Annotated in this window: 16 protein-coding genes; 9 read left to right on the forward strand and 7 right to left on the reverse strand. The window is 73.1% G+C overall.

Translation table 11 applies throughout. The features are described from left to right. Positions 1–31: 31 nt before the first annotated feature. Both sdhA and ACQP0T_RS24030 read left to right on the forward strand, forming a co-directional pair. Positions 32–1,819: a succinate dehydrogenase flavoprotein subunit gene (sdhA, locus tag ACQP0T_RS24025; RefSeq protein ID WP_433870083.1), complete on the forward strand. Its 1,788-nt coding sequence runs from the start codon at positions 32–34 to the stop codon at positions 1,817–1,819. Beyond that, complete coding sequence (locus tag ACQP0T_RS24030) at positions 1,819–2,607, forward strand: succinate dehydrogenase iron-sulfur subunit (RefSeq protein ID WP_433870084.1); 789 nt, start codon at positions 1,819–1,821, stop codon at positions 2,605–2,607. Before sdhA ends, ACQP0T_RS24030 begins: the two co-directional genes overlap by 1 nt. A 51-nt stretch (positions 2,608–2,658) precedes the next feature. On the opposite strand, the gene ACQP0T_RS24035 is transcribed toward ACQP0T_RS24030, so the two are convergent. After that, positions 2,659–2,892: an SCO4848 family membrane protein gene (locus ACQP0T_RS24035; RefSeq protein WP_433870085.1), complete on the reverse strand. Its 234-nt coding sequence runs from the start codon at positions 2,890–2,892 to the stop codon at positions 2,659–2,661. A gap of 84 nt (positions 2,893–2,976) precedes the next feature. On the opposite strand from ACQP0T_RS24035, the gene ACQP0T_RS24040 reads away from it, so the two are divergent. Then, the gene (locus ACQP0T_RS24040; protein WP_433870086.1) at positions 2,977–4,251 is read left to right on the forward strand and encodes a D-alanyl-D-alanine carboxypeptidase family protein; all 1,275 of its coding nucleotides are present in this window, start codon (positions 2,977–2,979) and stop codon (positions 4,249–4,251) included. A gap of 118 nt (positions 4,252–4,369) precedes the next feature. On the opposite strand, the gene ACQP0T_RS24045 is transcribed toward ACQP0T_RS24040, so the two are convergent. The 4 genes from ACQP0T_RS24045 to ACQP0T_RS24060 form a co-directional block, all read right to left on the reverse strand. Continuing rightward, entirely contained in the window at positions 4,370–5,353 is a 984-nt protein-coding gene (locus tag ACQP0T_RS24045; RefSeq protein WP_433873832.1) for a YhjD/YihY/BrkB family envelope integrity protein, read from the reverse strand. A 252-nt stretch (positions 5,354–5,605) separates the two neighbouring features. Next, the gene (gene trpS, locus ACQP0T_RS24050; protein ID WP_433870087.1) at positions 5,606–6,628 is read right to left on the reverse strand and encodes a tryptophan--tRNA ligase; all 1,023 of its coding nucleotides are present in this window, start codon (positions 6,626–6,628) and stop codon (positions 5,606–5,608) included. Between the two features lie 47 nt (positions 6,629–6,675). Next, entirely contained in the window at positions 6,676–6,972 is a 297-nt protein-coding gene (locus ACQP0T_RS24055) for a hypothetical protein (protein ID WP_433870088.1), read from the reverse strand. 221 nt (positions 6,973–7,193) lie between these two features. Continuing rightward, positions 7,194–9,764, reverse strand: coding sequence for a bifunctional FO biosynthesis protein CofGH (locus ACQP0T_RS24060; protein WP_433870089.1), 2,571 nt, complete (start codon positions 9,762–9,764; stop codon positions 7,194–7,196). Between the two features lie 197 nt (positions 9,765–9,961). Here ACQP0T_RS24060 and ACQP0T_RS24065 point away from each other — a divergent pair, with 197 nt between their 5' ends. The 3 genes from ACQP0T_RS24065 (at position 9,962) to ACQP0T_RS24075 (ending at position 13,649) form a co-directional block, all read left to right on the forward strand. Continuing rightward, the gene (locus ACQP0T_RS24065) at positions 9,962–11,428 is read left to right on the forward strand and encodes a S8 family peptidase (protein WP_433870090.1); all 1,467 of its coding nucleotides are present in this window, start codon (positions 9,962–9,964) and stop codon (positions 11,426–11,428) included. Between the two features lie 137 nt (positions 11,429–11,565). Next, positions 11,566–12,795 carry an NAD(P)/FAD-dependent oxidoreductase gene (locus tag ACQP0T_RS24070; RefSeq protein ID WP_433870091.1) on the forward strand — a complete coding sequence of 410 codons (1,230 nt, stop codon included), beginning with the start codon at positions 11,566–11,568 and terminating at the stop codon, positions 12,793–12,795. 251 nt (positions 12,796–13,046) lie between these two features. Next, entirely contained in the window at positions 13,047–13,649 is a 603-nt protein-coding gene (locus ACQP0T_RS24075; protein ID WP_433870092.1) for a dihydrofolate reductase family protein, read from the forward strand. Here the strand turns inward: ACQP0T_RS24075 and ACQP0T_RS24080 are convergent. Further along, positions 13,607–14,674 (reverse strand): NAD(P)-dependent oxidoreductase, encoded by a 1,068-nt coding sequence (locus tag ACQP0T_RS24080; protein WP_433870093.1) that lies wholly within the window; start codon positions 14,672–14,674, stop codon positions 13,607–13,609. The two genes, ACQP0T_RS24075 and ACQP0T_RS24080, sit on opposite strands and share 43 nt — an antisense overlap. Between ACQP0T_RS24080 and ACQP0T_RS24085 the strand changes: the two genes are divergently transcribed. The 3 genes from ACQP0T_RS24085 to ACQP0T_RS24095 are packed head-to-tail and all read left to right on the forward strand — an operon-like array spanning position 14,594 to position 18,066. Beyond that, positions 14,594–15,295 carry a response regulator transcription factor gene (locus ACQP0T_RS24085; RefSeq protein ID WP_433870094.1) on the forward strand — a complete coding sequence of 234 codons (702 nt, stop codon included), beginning with the start codon at positions 14,594–14,596 and terminating at the stop codon, positions 15,293–15,295. The genes ACQP0T_RS24080 and ACQP0T_RS24085 overlap by 81 nt on opposite strands. Continuing rightward, complete coding sequence (locus ACQP0T_RS24090) at positions 15,285–17,012, forward strand: ATP-binding protein (protein WP_433870095.1); 1,728 nt, start codon at positions 15,285–15,287, stop codon at positions 17,010–17,012. The genes ACQP0T_RS24085 and ACQP0T_RS24090 overlap by 11 nt, the downstream gene beginning before the upstream one ends. Positions 17,013–17,046: 34 nt before the next feature. Beyond that, positions 17,047–18,066 (forward strand): trypsin-like serine peptidase, encoded by a 1,020-nt coding sequence (locus tag ACQP0T_RS24095; RefSeq protein ID WP_433870096.1) that lies wholly within the window; start codon positions 17,047–17,049, stop codon positions 18,064–18,066. A 189-nt stretch (positions 18,067–18,255) separates the two neighbouring features. On the opposite strand, the gene ACQP0T_RS24100 is transcribed toward ACQP0T_RS24095, so the two are convergent. Further along, positions 18,256–18,591 (reverse strand): hypothetical protein, encoded by a 336-nt coding sequence (locus tag ACQP0T_RS24100; protein WP_433870097.1) that lies wholly within the window; start codon positions 18,589–18,591, stop codon positions 18,256–18,258. Positions 18,592–18,627 lie beyond the last annotated feature (36 nt).

An 18,627-nucleotide genomic window follows, 5' to 3' on the forward strand; every position in this document is an offset into this window, starting at 1 on the left:
CAGCGGGCCCGCCGGCCCCGAGGAGACGACCATGCAATTCCACAAGTACGACGTGGTCATCGTCGGCGCCGGAGGCGCCGGGATGCGCGCCGCCATCGAGGCGGGGCAGCGCGCCCGGACCGCGGTGCTGACCAAGCTGTACCCGACCCGGTCGCACACCGGCGCGGCCCAGGGCGGCATGTGCGCCGCGCTGGCCAACGTCGAGGAGGACAACTGGGAGTGGCACACCTTCGACACCATCAAGGGCGGTGACTACCTGGTCGACCAGGACGCCGCCGAGGTGATGGCGAAGGAGGCCATCGACGCGGTCCTCGACCTGGAGAAGATGGGGCTGCCGTTCAACCGGACCCCCGAGGGCAAGATCGACCAGCGCCGGTTCGGCGGGCACACCCGCGACCACGGCAAGTCCCCGGTGCGCCGGGCCTGCTACGCGGCCGACCGCACCGGCCACATGATCCTGCAGACGCTGTACCAGAACTGCGTCAAGCACGACGTGGAGTTCTTCAACGAGTTCTACGTCCTCGACGTGCTCATGAGCGAGGGCCCGGACGGTCCGGTGTGCAGCGGCGCGGTGGCCTACGAGCTGGCCACCGGCGAGATCCACGTCTTCCAGGCCAAGTCCGTGGTGTTCGCCACCGGCGGCTTCGGCAAGGTCTTCAAGACCACCTCCAACGCGCACACCCTGACCGGCGACGGCATGGGCATCGTCTACCGCAAGGGCCTGCCGCTGGAGGACATGGAGTTCTACCAGTTCCACCCGACCGGCCTGGCCGGGCTGGGCATCCTCATCACCGAGGGCGTCCGCGGCGAGGGCGGCATCCTGCGCAACGCCGACGGCGAGCGGTTCATGGAGCGCTACGCCCCGACCATCAAGGACCTCGCGCCGCGCGACATCGTGGCCCGCGCGATGGCCCTGGAGGTCCTGGAGGGACGCGGCGCCGGTCCGAACAAGGACTACGTCTACATCGACGTGACGCACCTCGGCGAGGAGCTGCTGGAGGCCAAGCTCCCGGACATCATGGAGTTCTCCCGCACCTACCTGGGCGTGGAGCCGACCACCGAGCTGGTGCCGGTCTACCCGACCGCGCACTACGCGATGGGCGGCGTCCCGACCAACATCACCGGTGAGGTGCTGCGGGACAACGACACCGTGGTGCCGGGCCTGTACGCGGCGGGCGAGGTCGCCTGCGTGTCGGTGCACGGGTCGAACCGGCTGGGCACCAACTCGCTGCTGGACATCAACGTCTTCGGCCGCCGTTCGGGCATCGCCGCCGCCGAATACGCGCTGGCCCACGAGCACGTCGAGCTCCCGGAGGAGCCCGCGAAGCTCGTGGAGGGCATGGTCGAGCACCTGCGGACGGCGCACGGCGGCGAGCGGGTGGCCACCATCCGCACCGAGCTGCAGCAGACGATGGACGCCAACGCGTCGGTGTACCGCACCGAGGAGACGCTGAAGACGGCGCTGTCGGACGTGCAGGCGCTCAAGGAGCGCTACGGCCGGATCGCGGTGCAGGACAAGGGCAAGCGGTACAACTCGGACCTGCTGGAAGCGATCGAGCTGGGCTTCCTGCTGGACCTGGCCGAGGCCCTGGTCAACGCCGCGCTGGCCCGCAAGGAGTCCCGCGGCGGTCACGCCCGCGAGGACTACCCCGACCGGGACGACGTCAACTTCATGCGGCACAGCATGCAGTACAAGGTGCTGCCGGACCGCGACGACCCGAACGCGCCGCTCGGCCTCACCGGGTTCCAGTCCGACATCCGCCTGGACTACAAGCCCGTCGTCGTCACCCGCTACCAGCCGATGGAGCGCAAGTACTGATGACCGCAGCCACCACCACCCAGAACGAGACCCACGACCTCCCGGACGACGCGCCGCCGGTGCCCGAGGGCGCGACGATGGTCACCGTCAAGCTCCTGCGGTACAACCCCGACCAGGACGACGCCCCGCACTGGGAGTCCTACCGGGTGCCTGCGCTGCCCACCGACCGCGTGCTGAACCTGCTGCACTACATCAAGTGGTACATCGACGGCACGCTGACCTTCCGCCGGTCCTGCGCGCACGGCGTGTGCGGGTCCGACGCGGTGCGGATCAACGGCGTCAACCGGCTGGCCTGCAAGGTCCTCATGAAGGACCTGTTCGGCAAGGGCGGCGAGACCACGGTGTCGGTCGAGGCCATCAAGGGCCTGCCGGTGGAGAAGGACCTCGTGGTCGACATGGAGCCCTTCTTCGAGGCCTACCGCGCGGTCAAGCCCTACCTGATCGCGACCGGCAACGAGCCGACCCGGGAGCGCGTCCAGTCGGTCGCCGAGCGCGAGCGGTTCGACGACACCACCAAGTGCATCCTGTGCGCGGCGTGCACCACCTCGTGCCCGGTGTACTGGTCGGACGGGTCGTACTTCGGCCCGGCGGCGATCGTCAACGCCCACCGGTTCATCTTCGACAGCCGGGACGAGGGCGCCGAGGAGCGGCTGGACATCCTCAACGACGTCGAGGGCGTGTGGCGCTGCCGCACGACGTTCAACTGCACCGACGCGTGCCCCCGGGGCATCCAGGTCACCAAGGCCATCCAGGAGGTCAAGCGCGCCCTGATGTTCCGCGGCCGCTGACCCACCCCGCACGACGGCGCCCGTCCCCGCGACGGGCGCCGTCGTCGTGCTTCAGGAGGTCCTGCGGGAGGCGCGGAAGCCGCGCCAGCCGAGGACGCCGATCGCGGTGCCCAGGACGAGGGAGACGGCCGCGATGACGACGTGGACGATCAGGTAGGACGTGGGCGCACCGTCGACCCAGGACCGGTCGCTGCCCCAGATGTTGCGGATGAAGTTCGGCCACAGCAGGTAGCTCCAGACGCCGAAGGCGAGCAGGAACAGCGAGGTGCGTCGGGTGAGTGTCACGGCCCCAGTATCGACCCGGTTCACCTGACCAGGTCAGGGCGGCCCCAGAGTCACTACCTGCGAGTACGCGTTAACCTGCTGCACGTGCCCGTGAGCTCCCGCCTTCCGGTCGGCCGCACGTTCTCCGCCTCCGCCCGCCGCGCCGCGGTGGTCGTGCTCGCCGTCGCGCTGCTGGCCGGTGGCGGGCCCGCGCTGGCGCAGCAGCCGCCTGCCCGGTGCTCCAGCGGGGCGGTGCCACCGCCGCCGGTGGACTCCTCGGAGGTCCCGCCCCCGGGCGTGCCCTCGCCGGGGCCGCTGCCGGTGCCGTCCGAGCCGATCGGCGGGGACCGGCTCGGCGGCTGCGGGGGCGTCCGCGCCGACGGGGCGCCGGAGCCACCGGCCGGGATCACGGCCGCGAGCTGGGTGATCGCCGACTTGGACACCGGTGCGGTGCTGGCGGCCGACGACGCGCACGCCCGGCACCGGCCCGCCTCCACCATCAAGGTGCTCACCGCGCTGGTCGCGCTCCGCGAGTTCGAGCTCACCGACACCGCGGTGGCCACCCAGGCCGACGCCGACCGGGAGGGCAGCCGGGTGGGCCTGCGCCCGGGCGTCACCTACTCGGTGCGGGACCTGCTGCACGGGCTGCTCATGCAGTCCGGCAACGACGCGGCGCACGCGCTGGCGGGGATGGCCGGGGGCGTGCACGCGATGGTCGACCGGATGAACGAGCTGGCCGCCCGCCTCGGCGCGCACGACACCCGGGCGGCCACCCCGTCGGGGCTGGACGGGCCGGGGATGAGCACCTCGGCCTACGACCTGGCGCTGATCTTCCGGACCGCCATGCAGCACCCCGAGTTCGCCGCCGCGGTCGGCGCCCGCCACGCCGTGCTGCCCGGACCGCCCGGGCAGCCGCCGCTGGAGGTGTGGAGCGACAACGCGGTGCTGCTGAACTACCCCGGCGCGTTGGGCGGCAAGACCGGGTACACCGACGACGCCCAGCACACCTTCATCGGCGCCGCCGAGCGCGACGGCCGCCGGCTCGTCGCGGTGGCGCTGCGCGGCGACAACAAGCCGAAGCGGCTCTCGGGGCAGGTGATGGACCTGCTGGACTACGGCTTCCGGCTGGACGAACCGGTCGGCGAGCTGGTCACCGCCGAGCCGCGCACCACGACGCCCCCGGCACCGACGCCCCGAGGGGCCGGGCCGCTGGCCGACACGACGCCGACCGGTCAGGACACCGCCGGGATCGGCGTCCTGGCCGCGGCGGGCGCGATGCTGGCGGCGGCCGCGCTGGGCCTCGCGAGCGCGCTCACCGTCCGGCGCCGCCGGGCCCGCGGAGCGGTGAACCGCCGCCGCCGCGGCGACGACTACCTCTGACCCCCGGTTCAGGTGAACTTCATCGGAGTGAGGGGCACCCTTGCCCCACATACTTGGGCAAGGGTGCCCCTCACTCACCACCCTTGCGGGTGAAAGCGGCGGTGCGGGTGGCGCGGGATCAGTTCCGGTGCCGTCGGTGCCAGCCCCAGCCGAGAAGCGCGCCGAGGCCGAAGGCCCCGGCCAGCGTCCGCCCGCTCGGCGGCCCGCCCGCCCGCACCACCGGCCGGATGACCGCGGGTCCGGGCGTCGTGACCGGCTCCGCCCGCTCGTTGTCCGGCGCGGCGGCGGTCCAGGCGGTGACGAACAGGACGAACCGCGAGGTGAGGTTGGCGAAGACCAGCAGACCGAGGATGGGGCCGAAGGCGACCCCGGCGGGCGAACCGGTCACGCTGTTCAGGTAGATCACGCCGACCTGCTTGAGCACCTCGAAGCCGATCGCCGCGAACAGCGCGCCCCACACCGCGCTGCGCACCGCGACCGGGCTGCGCGGCAGCCGGGCCAGCACCCACAGGAACACCAGCCAGCTCGCCGCCAGCGAGAGCAGCACGGACAGCGCGGTGAGCCCGATGGCCGCGCCGGTGGTCCGCTCGACCCCGGCGAGCTGGAGCAGCCACCGCCCGACGCCGCCGCCGAGCGCGCTGAGCGCGAACGACACCGCCATCGCGGCGCCGAGCCCGACCAGGGAGCCGAGGTCGGCGGCGAGCCGCTTGAGCATCGGCGGCTGCGTCGGCTGCTGGGTCCACTGCGCGGTGACCGCCTCGCGCAGGTTGGTCATCCAGCCGAGCCCGGAGTACAGGGCGCCGAGCAGCCCGATGACGCCGACCGCGCCCGCGTTCTCGATGGCCTGGCTGACCACCCGGTTGAGCATCTCCTGCATGGCCGGGCTGGGCACCGACTCGGTGATCGAGGCGCGCAGCCGGTCGAGCAGCTCGGGGTTGCCGCCCAGCGCGAACCCGGCCGCCGCGAAGGCGATCATGAGCAGCGGGACCAGCGCGAGCACGCTGAAGTAGGTGACCGCGGCCGCGTAGTAGTCGCCGTACTGCCGCTGGTACCGCCCGGCGGACCGGATCAGCCGGTCCAGCCAGGGGTACCTGCGGCGCATCCGATCGAGCCGTCCCGGTGCCGCCACTACGGGGTCCTTCCCGGAAGCGGCGGAGCCGCCCGCGCACGCAGCCCGCACCGCCGCGGGCTCTCAGCGGCCTCCTCGCGAGGACGCCCTGGTGCCGTGCCTCGGGCGCCCGGAGCGGGGCCGAGGTCCCGCCACCCGCACCGCGGCGCAAGCCGCTCTGCAACCAACCCGGGACCTCCTGCCGCAACATCGACGCTGGCAGCAGGCTACTGGCGGAAGATCAGCTCAGCTCGTCGGCGCGAGGAAGCCGATGCGGTCGAAGACGGTCCGCAGCGTCGCGGCGCCGACCTCGCGCGCGTGCTCCGCACCCTTGCGCAGCACCTTGTCGAGTTCGGCCACGTCGTCGAGGTAGCCCTGCACCTGCTCCTGGAACGGCGTGACGAAGTCCACCACGACCTCGCCGAGGTCCTTCTTCAGGTCGCCGTAGCCCTTGCCCTCGTAGGCGGCTTCGAGCTCGGCGATCGAGCGGCCGGTCAGCGCCGAGTAGATCACCAGCAGGTTGCTGATGCCCGCCTTGTTCTCGACGTCGTAGCGGATCTCCTTCTCCAGGTCGGTGACCGCGGAGCGGATCTTCTTGGCCGAGCGCTTGGGGCTCTCCATCAGCTCCACGACGCCCGCCGGGACCGACTTGCTCATCTTCGCGGTCGGGTCCTGCAGGTCCTGGATCTTGGCGGTGTCCTTCGGGATGTGCGCGGTGGGCAGCGCGAAGGTCGGGCCGAAGCGGGAGTTGAAGCGCTGCGCGAGGTTGCGGGTCAGCTCCAGGTGCTGCCGCTGGTCCTCGCCGACCGGCACGGCGTCGGTCTGGTACAGCAGGATGTCGGCGGCTTGCAGGATCGGGTAGGTGAACAGCCCCACGCCGACGTGCTCGGCTTCCTGCCGCGCCGACTTGTCCTTGAACTGCGTCATCCGGCCGGCCTCGCCGAAGCCGGTCAGGCATTCCAGCACCCAGCTCAGCTGGGCGTGCTCGGGGACGTGGCTCTGCACGAACAGCGTGGAGCGCTCCGGGTCGATCCCGAGGGCGAGGAGCTGGGCGGCCGAGAGCCGGGTGCGCCGGCGGAGCTCGTCGGGGTCCTGCGCGACGGTGATCGCGTGCAGGTCGACGACGCAGTAGAAGGCGTCGGCGGTGTCCTGCATGGTGACCCACTCGCGCAGGGCGCCGAGGTAGTTGCCGAGGTGGAAGGAGTCGGCGGTCGGCTGGATGCCCGAGAACACGCGCGGCTTGACCGCGGACTGGCTTTCGCTGCTCACGGCCCGATTCTCCCAGTGCGCGGACGGTGCGCGGGAGCGGGTCCGCTTCAGTTCTTGCGCTGGTTCTCCGGCTGGATCTTCTTCTTCCGGAACACCCCGGCGACCATGCCGACGATGCCGAGGCCGACGGCCGTCACCCCGACCGGCATGTTCAGCTTGTCCACGGCGGTGGACTGCGCGAGCACGGCGGGCGCCGCGGCGGCGCTCGGCGCCGTCAGGAGCATGGCGAGCAGTGCCGCACCGAGCGCGGTCAGGCGCGCGTACCCACTGGTGGTTCGGCTGCGCACGAGCGTGCCTCCCTTGACACAGACCCGTTCCAGGTCGACGTTTTCGGCGGAGCTCACGGCGGACGGTAGCGACCGCGGATGACGAGCGAGGTCGCATCGCGTGAACCGGCCGCGACGGAGGGGAGCATAGTGACCGGCACGAGGGTCACCCGAGCGGGTATTTTGATCTTGGAATGCCGCTGGCCAGGGGCGAAGGCCGGACGCGCAGGCCCGACCTCCGCCGTCAACCGAGTGTGACATGAGCCACACGCGAGCAACTGGCCAGAGGGCCCGGCGCCTCAGCTGAGGGCCGTGACGCCCAACTGCCGCCGCCCCACCGGCTGGTAGGTGGTGCTGCGCTGCCGCGCGGGGCGGCCGATCCGGCCCGCCAGCTCGTGCAGCTCCTCGACGCTGCGCTCGGAGCCGTGCTCGGAACCGGCCATCCGGCTGATCGTCTCCTCCATCAAGGTGCCGCCGAGGTCGTTGGCGCCCCCGGCCAGCACCTCCCCGGTGCCCTCGTCGCCGAGCTTGACCCACGAGCACTGCACGTTGTCGATCCGCCCGTGCAGCAGCAGGCGGGCCATCGCGTGCACCGCGCGGTTGTCCCGCCGCGTCGGCCCGGGACGGGCCAGACCGGCCAGGTAGATCGGCGCGTTGCGGTGCACGAACGGCAGCGGGACGAACTCGGTGAACCCGGCCGCCCCGTGCTCGCGGGCGCGGTCCTGCACCCGCGCGAGCGTCTTCAGGTGCCCCAGCCAGTGCTCCGGGTTGTCGACGTGGCCGTACATCATCGTCGACGAGGACGGGATGCCCAGCCGGTGCGCGGTGCTCACCACCTCGATCCACTCGGCGGCGGGCAACTTGCCCTTGGTCAGCACCCACCGGACGTCGTCGTCGAGGATCTCGGCTGCGGTGCCCGGGATGCTGCCCAGCCCGGCCTCCTTCAGCTCGGCGAGCCAGTCGGCGATGCTCACCCCGGCCTTGGCCGCCGCGCTGACCACCTCCATCGGGCTGAAGGCGTGGACGTGCATCTCCGGCACCCGGGTCCGCACCGCGCGCACCAGGTCGGCGTAGCCGCTGACCGGCAGCCGGGGATCGATGCCGCCCTGCATGCAGACCTCGGTGGCACCGGCCCGCCACGCCTCCTCGGCGCGGTCGGCGACGTCGTCCGGGGAGAGCCGGAAGGCGTCGGCGTCGCGCTCCCGCTGGGCGAAGGCGCAGAACCGGCAGCCGACGTAGCAGATGTTGGAGAAGTTGATGTTGCGGTTGACCACGTAGGTCACGTCGTCGCCGACCACCTCGCGGCGGTACCCGTCGGCGATCCGGGCCAGCTCCTCCATCGCCGGGCCGTCGCAGGTCATCAGGGCCATCGCGGCGGCGTCGTCGGCCAGCAGCGCGGCCGGGTCGCGCTCGGCCAGGCGCAGCGCCCCGCGCACGTCGGCGTCGAGCCGCTCCGGTGCCGCCGCGGGGACCTGCTTGCGCAGCTCGTCCCAGTCGCCGTAGACGGTGTCGAAGTCGCCCCGCCGGTCCTCGCTGCGCCCGGCGGTGTCGATGCTGCGGTGCAGGTCGGTGCGGCCGATCGACTCGAAACCGCCGTCGGGCTCCTGCCACTCCCGCGGCTGCGGCACGGCGTCCTCGCGGGCCAGCCCGTCGGCGTCGGCCAGCGCGGCGACGTGCCCGGCGACCCGCAGGTCCAGCCACTGCGTGCTGTCCCCGGCCAGCCCGGCGCGGACGTGCCGGGGGTAGGCGGTCAGCCGCTCCCGGAGGGTGAACCCGCCTTCGGCGGTGACCGCGGCGAGCTCGTCGATGTGCGGCCACGGCCGTTCCGGGTTGACGTGGTCAGGCGTCACCGGCGACACCCCGCCCCAGTCGTCGATCCCGGCGCGCAGCATCAGCAGGTGCTCCTCGCCGACCAGGTTCGGCGGTGCCTGCACGCTCACCCCGGAGGGCATCAGCAACCGGGCGACCGCGACCGCGGCGGCGAGCTCGTGCAGGTCGGCGTCCGGGGTCCCGCGCATCGCGGTGTCCGGTTTGGCCCGGAAGTTCTGCACGATGACCTCTTGCAGGTGGCCGTACTGGCGGGCGCTGGCCCGCAGCGCGAGCAGCGACTCGGCCCGCTCGGTCCGGGTCTCGCCGATGCCCAGCAGCACCCCGCTGGTGAACGGCACCGCGACCCGCCCGGCGTCGGCGAGCACCCGCAGCCGCACCGCGGGGTCCTTGTCCGGGCTGCCGTAGTGCGGCCCGCCCGGCTCCGACCACAGCCGCTCCGCGGTGGTCTCGAGCATCATGCCCATGCTCGGCGAGACCGGCTTGAGCCTGGTCAGCTCCGACCAGCTCAGCACCCCGGGGTTGAGGTGCGGCAGCAGGCCGGTCTCCTCCAGCACCGCGATGGCGCAGGAGCGGAGGTAGTCGATGGTCGAGGAGTAGCCGCGGGCGTCGAGCCACTCGGCGGCGGCGGGCCAGCGCTCCTCCGGCCGGTCCCCGAGGGTGAACAGCGCTTCCTTGCACCCCGCGGCGGCGCCCTGCCGGGCGATCTCCAGGACCTCCTCGCGCTCCAGGAACGCGGCCTCGACGCGGTGCGGGACGGTGGCGAACGTGCAGTAGTGGCAGCGGTCCCGGCACAGTCTGGTGAGCGGGACGAACACCTTGCGGCTGTAGGTGATCAGGCCCGCGCGCCCCTCGGCGACCAGGTGCGCGTCCCTGGCCCGGGCCGCGGCGGCGAGCAGGACGTCGAGGTCGTCGTCCCGCGCGTGCAGCAGGACGGCGGCTTCGGTGGCGTCGAGGGCGACCCCGTCGGTGGCGCGGCGGAGTGCCCGGCGCATCGCCGATGCGCTCGGGACCGGTTCGGATGTTTCTTGATCTACCGACACCCCCCGACTCTAGGTCGGGCGGCGGCGCGCTGCCGAGTCCGCGATCGCGTACCAGGACATCACTCTCGGCTACCTAATTACTCCGTTGCGCTCTACCGGGCGTCCCCAGATCAGGCGCAAAATCCTCCGGCAATGTCTTTGTGTCCAATTTGCCGTCCTGGGGAGGACATGTGTCCCACAAACGTATGAGAGGTCGAGTGGCGAAGATCGCCGGCTCGGCCCTCACCCTGGCGCTGCTGGTCCCGGCCGGCGTCGTCGGGACTTCGGAGCCGACGAGCGCGTCCACCGCCGCGCCCGCGCACTTCGTGGTGATCGGCCCCTACGGCGACGGCCTCGACGCGACCGAGGATTCGGTGCGCTCGGCGGGCGGCACCGTGCTGCAGAGCTGGCCGCAGATCGGCGTCGTGGTGGCCAGCTCCACCGACCCGGCCTTCGCCGAGGCGGTGCGCGGGATGCCCGGGGTGCAGCAGGCCGGTGCCAGCCGCAACCTCGCCGAGCAGCTCCCGCCCGCGAAGCCGCAGCGCTTCGAACAGCTCGAAGGCACCGTCGACGCCGCCGCGCTGGCCGCCGCACCCGGGGCCGAGCCGCTGGAGCCCGAGCAGTGGGACCTGCCGCTGATCAAGGCCGCCGAGGCGCACCGGATCTCCCAGGGCAGCGAGGACATCACCGTCGGCGTGCTGGACTACGGCATCGACCCGGAGCACCCCGACCTGCGCGCCAACCTCGACACCTCGCGCTCGGTGAGCTGCGTCGAGGGCGGCGGCACGCCGGACACCGACCCGGCGAAGTGGGCCCCGGAGAACCAGAGCCAGGACCACGGCACCCACGTGGCCGGCACCATCGCGGCGGCGCGCAACGGCGTCGGCATCGCGGGGGTCGCCCCGGACGTCTCGCTGGCCTCGATCCGGGTGATCAGCGACGAGGGCTTCATCTACCCCGAGTTCGCGGTCTGCGGGTTCATCTGGGCCGCCGAGCACGGCATCGACGTCACCAACAACTCCTACTTCGTCGACCCCTGGTACCTGTGGTGCGAGAGCGACCCCGACCAGCGCGCCGGGGCCGAGGCGGTGCGCCGCGCGGTCGCCTACGCCCAGTCCCGCGACGTGGTGAACGTGGTGTCGGCGGGCAACAGCAACTGGGACCTGTCCAAGCCGATCCACGACACGAACAGCCCGAACAACGGCGGGCCCACCCAGGACCGCCGGACCGGGCACGACTGCCACGTGCTGCCCGGTGAGCTGCCCGGCGTGGTGTCGGTCTCGGCGGTCGGCGCGGAGTCGGTGAAGTCCTACTACTCCAGCTACGGGCTGAACTCCATCACCGTGACCGCGCCCGGCGGCGACGCCCGGCAGATCCCGGACACGCCGTCGGCCAACGGCCGCGTCCTGTCCACCGTCCCCGGCGGCGGCTGGGGCTGGATGCAGGGCACCTCGATGGCCGGTCCGCACGCGGCGGGCGTGGTGGCGCTGCTGCGCAGCACCCACCCGGACTGGCCCGCGCAGCGGGTCGTCGGCGCGCTGAAGCAGCAGGCCGACACGCTGGAGTGCCCGGTGCGCTACGACCCCGACGGCGACGGCACCGTCGACGCGGTGTGCGCGGGCGGCAAGACCGGCGCCGGGTTCTACGGCGCGGGCATGGTGGACGCGCTCGACGCGGTCCGCTGACCGGCGCGGGGCGCTCCCCCGGCGGGAGCGCCCCGACGCCCGTTCGCCAGCCGGTGAGTTGCCATCGGTGAGTTGCCGGTGCCCCGGCGGCGCCGCACGCTCGCAGAGGAGCGTCGTCTACCTCTGGGCGGAACACCGTGGCGAAATCCGAGACCTTCGTGATCGTCGGTGCCGGACTGGCCGGGGCCAAGGGCGCCGAGGCCCTGCGCGAGCAGGGCTTCGACGGCCGGATCGTGCTGCTCGGCGCCGAGCGCAGGCGCCCGTACCAGCGCCCGCCGCTGTCCAAGGGCTACCTGATGGGCACCGAGGACTTCGAGGTCGCCCACGTGCACCGCCCCAACTGGTACGCCGAGCACGACGTGGAGCTGCGCACCCGCACCGAGGTCACCGACCTCGACCGGGCCGCGCACCGGCTCGCGCTCGCCGACGGCTCCGCGCTGGACTACGACAAGCTGCTGCTCACCACCGGTGCCCGTCCCCGGACGCTGCCGGTCCCGGGCGCGGGGACCGCGCTGCACCTGCGCACCGGGCTGGACTCCGAGCGGTTGCGCGCGACCCTGGCCCAGGTCCGGCGGCTGGTGGTGGTCGGCGCGGGCTGGCTCGGGCTGGAGATCGCCGCCGCCGCGCGCACGAACGGCGTGCGGGTGAGCGTCGTCGACATCGCCGAGCTGCCGATGCAACCGGCGCTGGGCCGGGAGGTCGGGGAGGTCTTCGCCCGGCTGCACGAGTCCAACGGCGTCGACTTCCACCTGGCCACCGGCGTCGAGGAGATCACCGCCGACGGCGGGCGGGCCACCGGGGTGCGGCTGTCCGGCGGGCTGCGGCTCGCGGCGGACGCGGTGGTGGTGGCGGTCGGCGTGGAACCGGAGACCGGGCTGGCCGAGCGCGCCGGGCTGCGGGTGGACGACGGCATCGTGGTGGATTCCGCGCTGCGCACCGAGGACCCCGACGTGGTGGCCGCCGGCGACGTCGCCAACGCCTTCCACCCGGTGCTGGGCCGCTGGCTGCGGGTGGAGCACTGGGCGACCGCCCGCGACCAGCCCGCCACCGCGGCGGCGACCATGCTCGGCGGCGCGGGCCGCTACGCCGAGCTGCCGTACGCCTTCACCGACCAGTACGACCTGGGCATGGAGTACCTCGGCCACGCCGAACCCGGGGACTACGACCAGGTGCTGTTCCGGGGCGACGTGGACCGGCAGGAGTTCATCGCGTTCTGGCTGGACAACGGGCGGGTGCTGGCGGGCATGAACGTCAACACCCCCGACGTCGGGCACCAGATCGGCACCCTGATCAGCTCCGGCGCGATGGTCGACACCGCCAGGCTCGCCGACCCCGACGTGCGCCTCGACGAGTTCATCGCCCGCTGACCGCTCCCAGCGCTCCCCGACCGGGCGTCACCCGAAAGCGACGTGAGCGAGGGGCACCCTTGCCCAAGTTGCTGGGACAAGGGTGCCCCTCACTCGGGAAAAGTTCACTTGGTCGGGTGAGTTGTGGGGCCGAGGGGGCGGTCTGCGCCGCTGCGGGTTGCGGACCCAGGCCGCTGCCGGAAAAGGCGTTCGCCGACCACTCCGTCCGGAGTACGTTCGGACGACCCGCCCGAAGTGCTCCGGAGGCCCGCTTGCGCGAACTCACCTACCTGGTCGCGTCCACACTGGACGGACGCATCACCGGTCCGGCCAACGACAACCCGGACTTCTTCCTCCTCGAAGGCGACCACGCCCAACCCACCCGCGACGAGTTCCCCGAGATCATCCCGACCCACTTCCGGCCGATGCTCGGCATGGTGGACGTGCCCAACGCGCAGTTCGACACCGTCCTGCAAGGACGCGGCAGCTACGACATCGGGCTGCGCGAAGGCATCACCAACGCCTACCGGCACCTGCGCAGCATCGTGTTCTCCCGGACCATGGCCGAGAGCCCGGACCCGACCGTCGAACTGGTGCGCACCGACCCCGTCGCGAAGGTCCGCGAGCTCAAGCGCGAACCCGGCGCGGGGATCTGGATCTGCGGCGGCGGGAAGCTCGCCGCGGCGCTGCTGCCGGAGATCGACCGGATCGTCGTCAAGCTGCACCCGGTCGTCGCGGGCGACGGAATCCCGCTGTTCGGCGGGGACTTCTCCCCCACCCGGTTCCGGCTGGCCCGCACGCAGCCCTTCGACAGCGGGGTGCTGCACCTGACCTACCGGCGCGGGGCGTTCTCCCCGGAGAAGGAGGCGAAGTAGGCGGCGGCCATGTCCTCGTCGCCGTGCCCGGCCTCGACCGCCCGGCGGAACCGCTCGCGGCAGGCCTCGGCGACGTCGAGGCGCAGCGGTCCGCCGGTGACCTCGGCGATCAGCGTGGCGTCCTTGAAGGCGCCGCGCACCGTGAACGACGGCGCGTAGTCGCCGTCGAGGATCGCGGTGCCCTTGAGGTGCGCGTACGGGGAGTCGGTGGGGGTGCCGTCGAGGGCTTCGAGGAAGTCGCGGGGGTCCACGCCGAGCGAATCGGCCAGCGCCATCGACTCCCCGACCGCGTTGGTCAGCGCCAGCACCCAGGCGTTGGTCGCGAGCTTGAGCCGGGTGCCCGCCGCCCCGGCGGCGTCCGCACCGACCCACATCGTGCGGCCCAGCGCGTCGAACACCTGCCGGGCCCGGTCCCGGACCGCCTCGGGCGCGGCGGCGAGCACGGTGAGCGTCCCCTGCTCGGCGGGGCGCACGGTGCCCAGCACCGGCGCGTCCACCAAGTGCACGCCCGAGGCCACCGGCACCACCTGGGCCATGCCCCGCACGCCGATCGTGCCCATCTGCAGCCACAACGCCTCGTCGCCGAGCGCGCCGACGGCCTCCCGCCCGGCGCCGGCGGTGGCCTCGCCGTCGATCAGCATGGTGACCAGCACGTCGGCGTCGCGGGCGGCCTCGGAAGGGCTGTCCGCGACCACCGCGCCGTCCTCGGCCAGCGCCTCGGCCTTGGTCCGGGTCCGGTTCCAGACGCGGACGGTGAACCCGGCGCGGAGCAGGTTGCGCACCATCGGCGCCCCCATCGCGCCGGTCCCCAGGAAAGCCACGGTGGTCATCCACACCTCCTCGTGCTCGTGCTCCCGCCGGGGTACCCAGCACGCGACCGGAGCACGCCGCCGCCATTGATCGTTTCGCCGGAACCCGCCCGGTGGACGACCTATGATCGCGCGATGTGCGCGCATATCGTGCTGGCCGAGGACGATCCGAAACAGGCCGAGCTGGTGCGCCGGTACCTGGTCCGGGAGGGGCATTCGGTGGCCGTGGTCGCCGACGGCGACGCGGCGCTGCGGGAGGTGCGCCGCCACGAGCCGGAACTGCTCGTGCTCGACGTGATGCTGCCGCGGCTGGACGGCCTGGACGCGTGCCGGGCGCTGCGCCGCGAGTCCGGCGTGCCGGTGCTCATGCTCACCGCTCGGTCCACTGAGGACGACATGGTGCGCGGCCTGGATTCGGGCGCCGACGACTACCTGACCAAGCCGTTCAGCCCGCGGGAGCTCGTCGCCAGGGTGCGCGCTCTGCTGCGCCGGGCGCGCCGGCCCGCCGAGGCGACCGGCCGGGTGCACCGGGTGGGGACGCTCTCGGTGGACCCGGTCCGCCACGAGGTGCACGTCGACGGCCGCGCGGTGGACTGCACGCCGGGCGAGTTCCGGTTGCTCGAAGCGCTGGCCGCGCAGGCCGAGCGGGTGTTCACCCGGGAACAGCTCCTGGAGCGGCTGCACGGGTACGACCGCGACATCACCGGACGCGCGATCGACGTGCACGTGACGAACCTGCGCAAGAAGATCGAACCGCGGCCGCGCCGACCGGTCCGGCTGGTGACGGTGTACGGCATCGGCTACAAGCTCACCGCGGGGCCGGCCGATGCGCCATAGCCTGCTCGCGCGGCTGCTGGCGGCCTCGGTGTTGGTGGCCGTCGCCGCCGTCGCGGCCACGGCGTGGCTCGCCGCCCGGACCACCAGCGGCGCCATCCGGCAGGAGCAGGGCGTCGTCCTCACCGACGGAACCCGCGTCTACAGCGCCTTGCTCGACTTCGCGGCGACCCACCCGGACTGGTCCGAGGTCGGCCCGCTGGTCCGGTCGCTCGCCGAGGAGACCGGCAGGCGGGTCGTGCTGGTGACCCAGGACCGGTCGCCCATCGCGGATTCGGCCGCCGGTGGCGCGCCGCTGCCCGCGACCGCCTCCGCGGTGGTCGATCCGCTCGCGGTCGACGCCGCGCTCGTCCCGGACGCGCCCGAGGACCGGATCGCCCCCGCGGCGGTGGGTCCCTTCCGGCTCACCGCGGCGGAGCGGCGACGGCTGCACGCGGGCGCCGACTGGGTCCTGCGCTGCGCCCGGTCGGCGGGCGAGCGCGGGGCCATCGCGGCGGACCCCGGCGGCCGGCCGCGCGTCGTCGGCGCGGCCCCGCAGGTGCTGGCCCGGTGCGGGGCGGGCGCGCTCAACGCGGCGACACCCACCGAACGCGCCGCGCTGGACGCGTTGCAGGGCCTGGTGAACGGCTGCCTCGGCCGGCAGGGCCTGCCGCCGGTGGACCTGGCGCTCGACCTGTCCTGGACCCAGGCGGACACAGCGCCCGCCCCGGCGGTGTCCGCCGACCGGGTCGGGACCTGCCTGGACGGCGCCCGGCACGAGCAACTGGCGCCGTTCGTGGCGCCGGCCGCGCTGCTGTTCGTGACCACCGGGAGCGGGGCGGCGCCCAGCGCCTTCGACCTCTCCCCGGCCAACCAGGTCCGCATCGCCGTGGTCGCGTCGGGGGTGCTGGTGCTGGCCGTGGCGGTCACGGTGCTCGTGGGCCGACGCCTGGTCCGCCCGCTGCACGCGCTGACCGACGCCGCGCAGCGGATGGCGGGCGGGGAGCTGGACGCCCGGGTCGCGGTGCACGGCCGCGACGAGGTCGCGCGGCTCGGGTCGGCGTTCAACGACATGGCCGCGGCCCGCCAGCGGACCGAATCGCTGCGCAAGGTGATGGTCGGCGACGTGGCGCACGAGCTGCGCACCCCGCTGTCCAACATCCGCGGCTGGCTCGAAGCGGCCGAGGACGGCGTCAGCGACCGCGATCCGGCCCTGATCACGTCGTTGCTGGAAGAGGCCTTGCTGCTGCAACGCGTGATCGACGACCTGCAGGACCTGGCGATGGCCGACGCGGGACAGCTCGCGCTGCACCCCGAACCGGTGCGGCTCGCCGACCTGCTCGACCAGGTGGCGACCGCGCCGGTCGAGGTCTCCGCCCCCGCCGACCTGGAGCTGGTGGCCGATCCGGTGCGGTTGCGGCAGATGGTCGGCAACCTCGTCGCCAACGCGGTCCGGCACACGCCGGAGGGCGGTTCGATCACCGTGCGGGCGAGGCAGGACGGCGCGGAGGTGGTGATCGAGGTGGCCGACACGGGTTCGGGCATCGACCCCGAGGACCTCCCGCACGTGTTCGACCGCTTCTGGCGCGCGGAGAAGTCCCGGAACCGGGAGACCGGGGGCAGCGGGCTGGGCCTGGCGATCGTCCGCAAGCTCGCCGAAGCGCAAGGCGGCAGCGCCACCGCGGCGAGCACGCCCGGCGTGGGATCCACGTTCACCGTGCGGCTGCCCGCGGGAACCTGACAAGTTCCTGACAACCGCCGCCTAGCTTGGCCGCATGATGAGCACGACAGTGAAGGGCCTGGTCGTCGGGGCTGCGGCGCTGGCGGTGGGAACGCTGACCGCCGCGCCCGCCGCGGCCGAGCCCGTCGCCGAGCACCGCCTGGCCACCACCGCCGAGGAGCAGCGAGCGGTGCAGGACTACTGGACGCCCGAGCGCATCGCCGCGCTCACCGAGCCCGCCTCGGACAACCCGCCCAAGGCCGGGCCGGACGGGGCCCCGTGGACCAACCGCAACGCGCTGAACGCGACCGTGGGGCGGCTGTTCTTCACCGACCACGGCGAGGACGCGAGCTGCACGGCGACCGTGGTCGAGGCGGCCAACCGCAGCACGATCGTCACGGCCGGGCACTGCGTCAACGCCACGAACCTGCTCGGCGAGGACAACCAGTGGACCCGCAACGTGTTGTTCATCCCCGCCTATCACGACGGGCAGGAGCCCTTCGGCCGGTTCACCGGCCGGATCAGCTTCGTCGACGCGACCTGGCTGGACAACGACCAGCAGCACGGCGAGATCTACGGCGCCTACGACCAGGCCACCGTGGTGCTCAACCCGAACGAGCGCGGGCAGCGGGTGCAGGACGCGGTCGGCGCCGCCCAGCGCATCGGCTTCGACAAGCCGGGCGCGGGCACCGCGACGGCGTTCGGCTACCCCCGCGCCGCGTCGGATCCCGAGCGGGAGGGCCTGCCCGAGTACATCGGCGAGCGGCTCGCCTTCTGCCGGGGGCCGGCGAAGGAGTACCTCGGCACCCCCGACAACCCCGCCGCGCCGGACCTGTGGGGCGTCGCCTGCATCATGGGCGGCGGTTCCAGCGGCGGCCCCCGGTTCGCCGAGCTGTCCGAGGAGACCGGCATCGGCACGGTCGTCGGCACCAACACCCGCAGCGCCCACTTCGACAGCGCAGGCGACCCGTGCCCGACCGGCGAGCAGGAGGGGTGCACCCGGTACCTCGTGGGACCGCAGTTCACCGAGGAGATCACCCTCCCCCTCCACCAGGCGGCCCAGCAGGCCTGGTGACCCACCCCCGACCAGCGCAGCCCCGGACCCCCGGTCCGGGGCTGCGTCGGCGAGTGCCCCGTGCGCGGTGCTCAGCAGGGTCGGCCGAGCGACGCGGTCCGCAGACGCGGTCACAGCGCTGGCCAAGCCGGACGAAACGGTGCGACGGCGGATGCGACGCGCCATCGCCGCCTTAGTCCTCGGCTCCCGCTAGCTGTTCGCGCCCGCCCTACGGCTAGCGCGCACTCGGGCGGCCTGCGCAGCGGCTCTCGCCGCAGATCGACCGGCGTACACCTCCTCCGGCCGCATCCCCGCTTCGACGAGCAGGACGCAGCGGCAGCCGTGGCAGGACCGGAACGTGATCCAGTCCATCTCCGACGGCTTCGCCAACGCCAGCGGCTCACCGCACACCGCCTCCGCCGCCGACTCGCCCTCCCACCGCCGCCCCCGGAAGGCATGCCGCACACCGCCCTCACCCACCGCCACCGGCAACCAGTAGTGCCCCACCCGCATCAGCATCTCCCAGAACTGAGCCAACTGGGACAACCATCCCACACTGGGACACAAACAGAGCCAACTCGC

The organism is Saccharopolyspora sp. CA-218241 (assembly GCF_050954615.1).
GTDB lineage: Bacteria > Actinomycetota > Actinomycetes > Mycobacteriales > Pseudonocardiaceae > Saccharopolyspora > Saccharopolyspora cebuensis.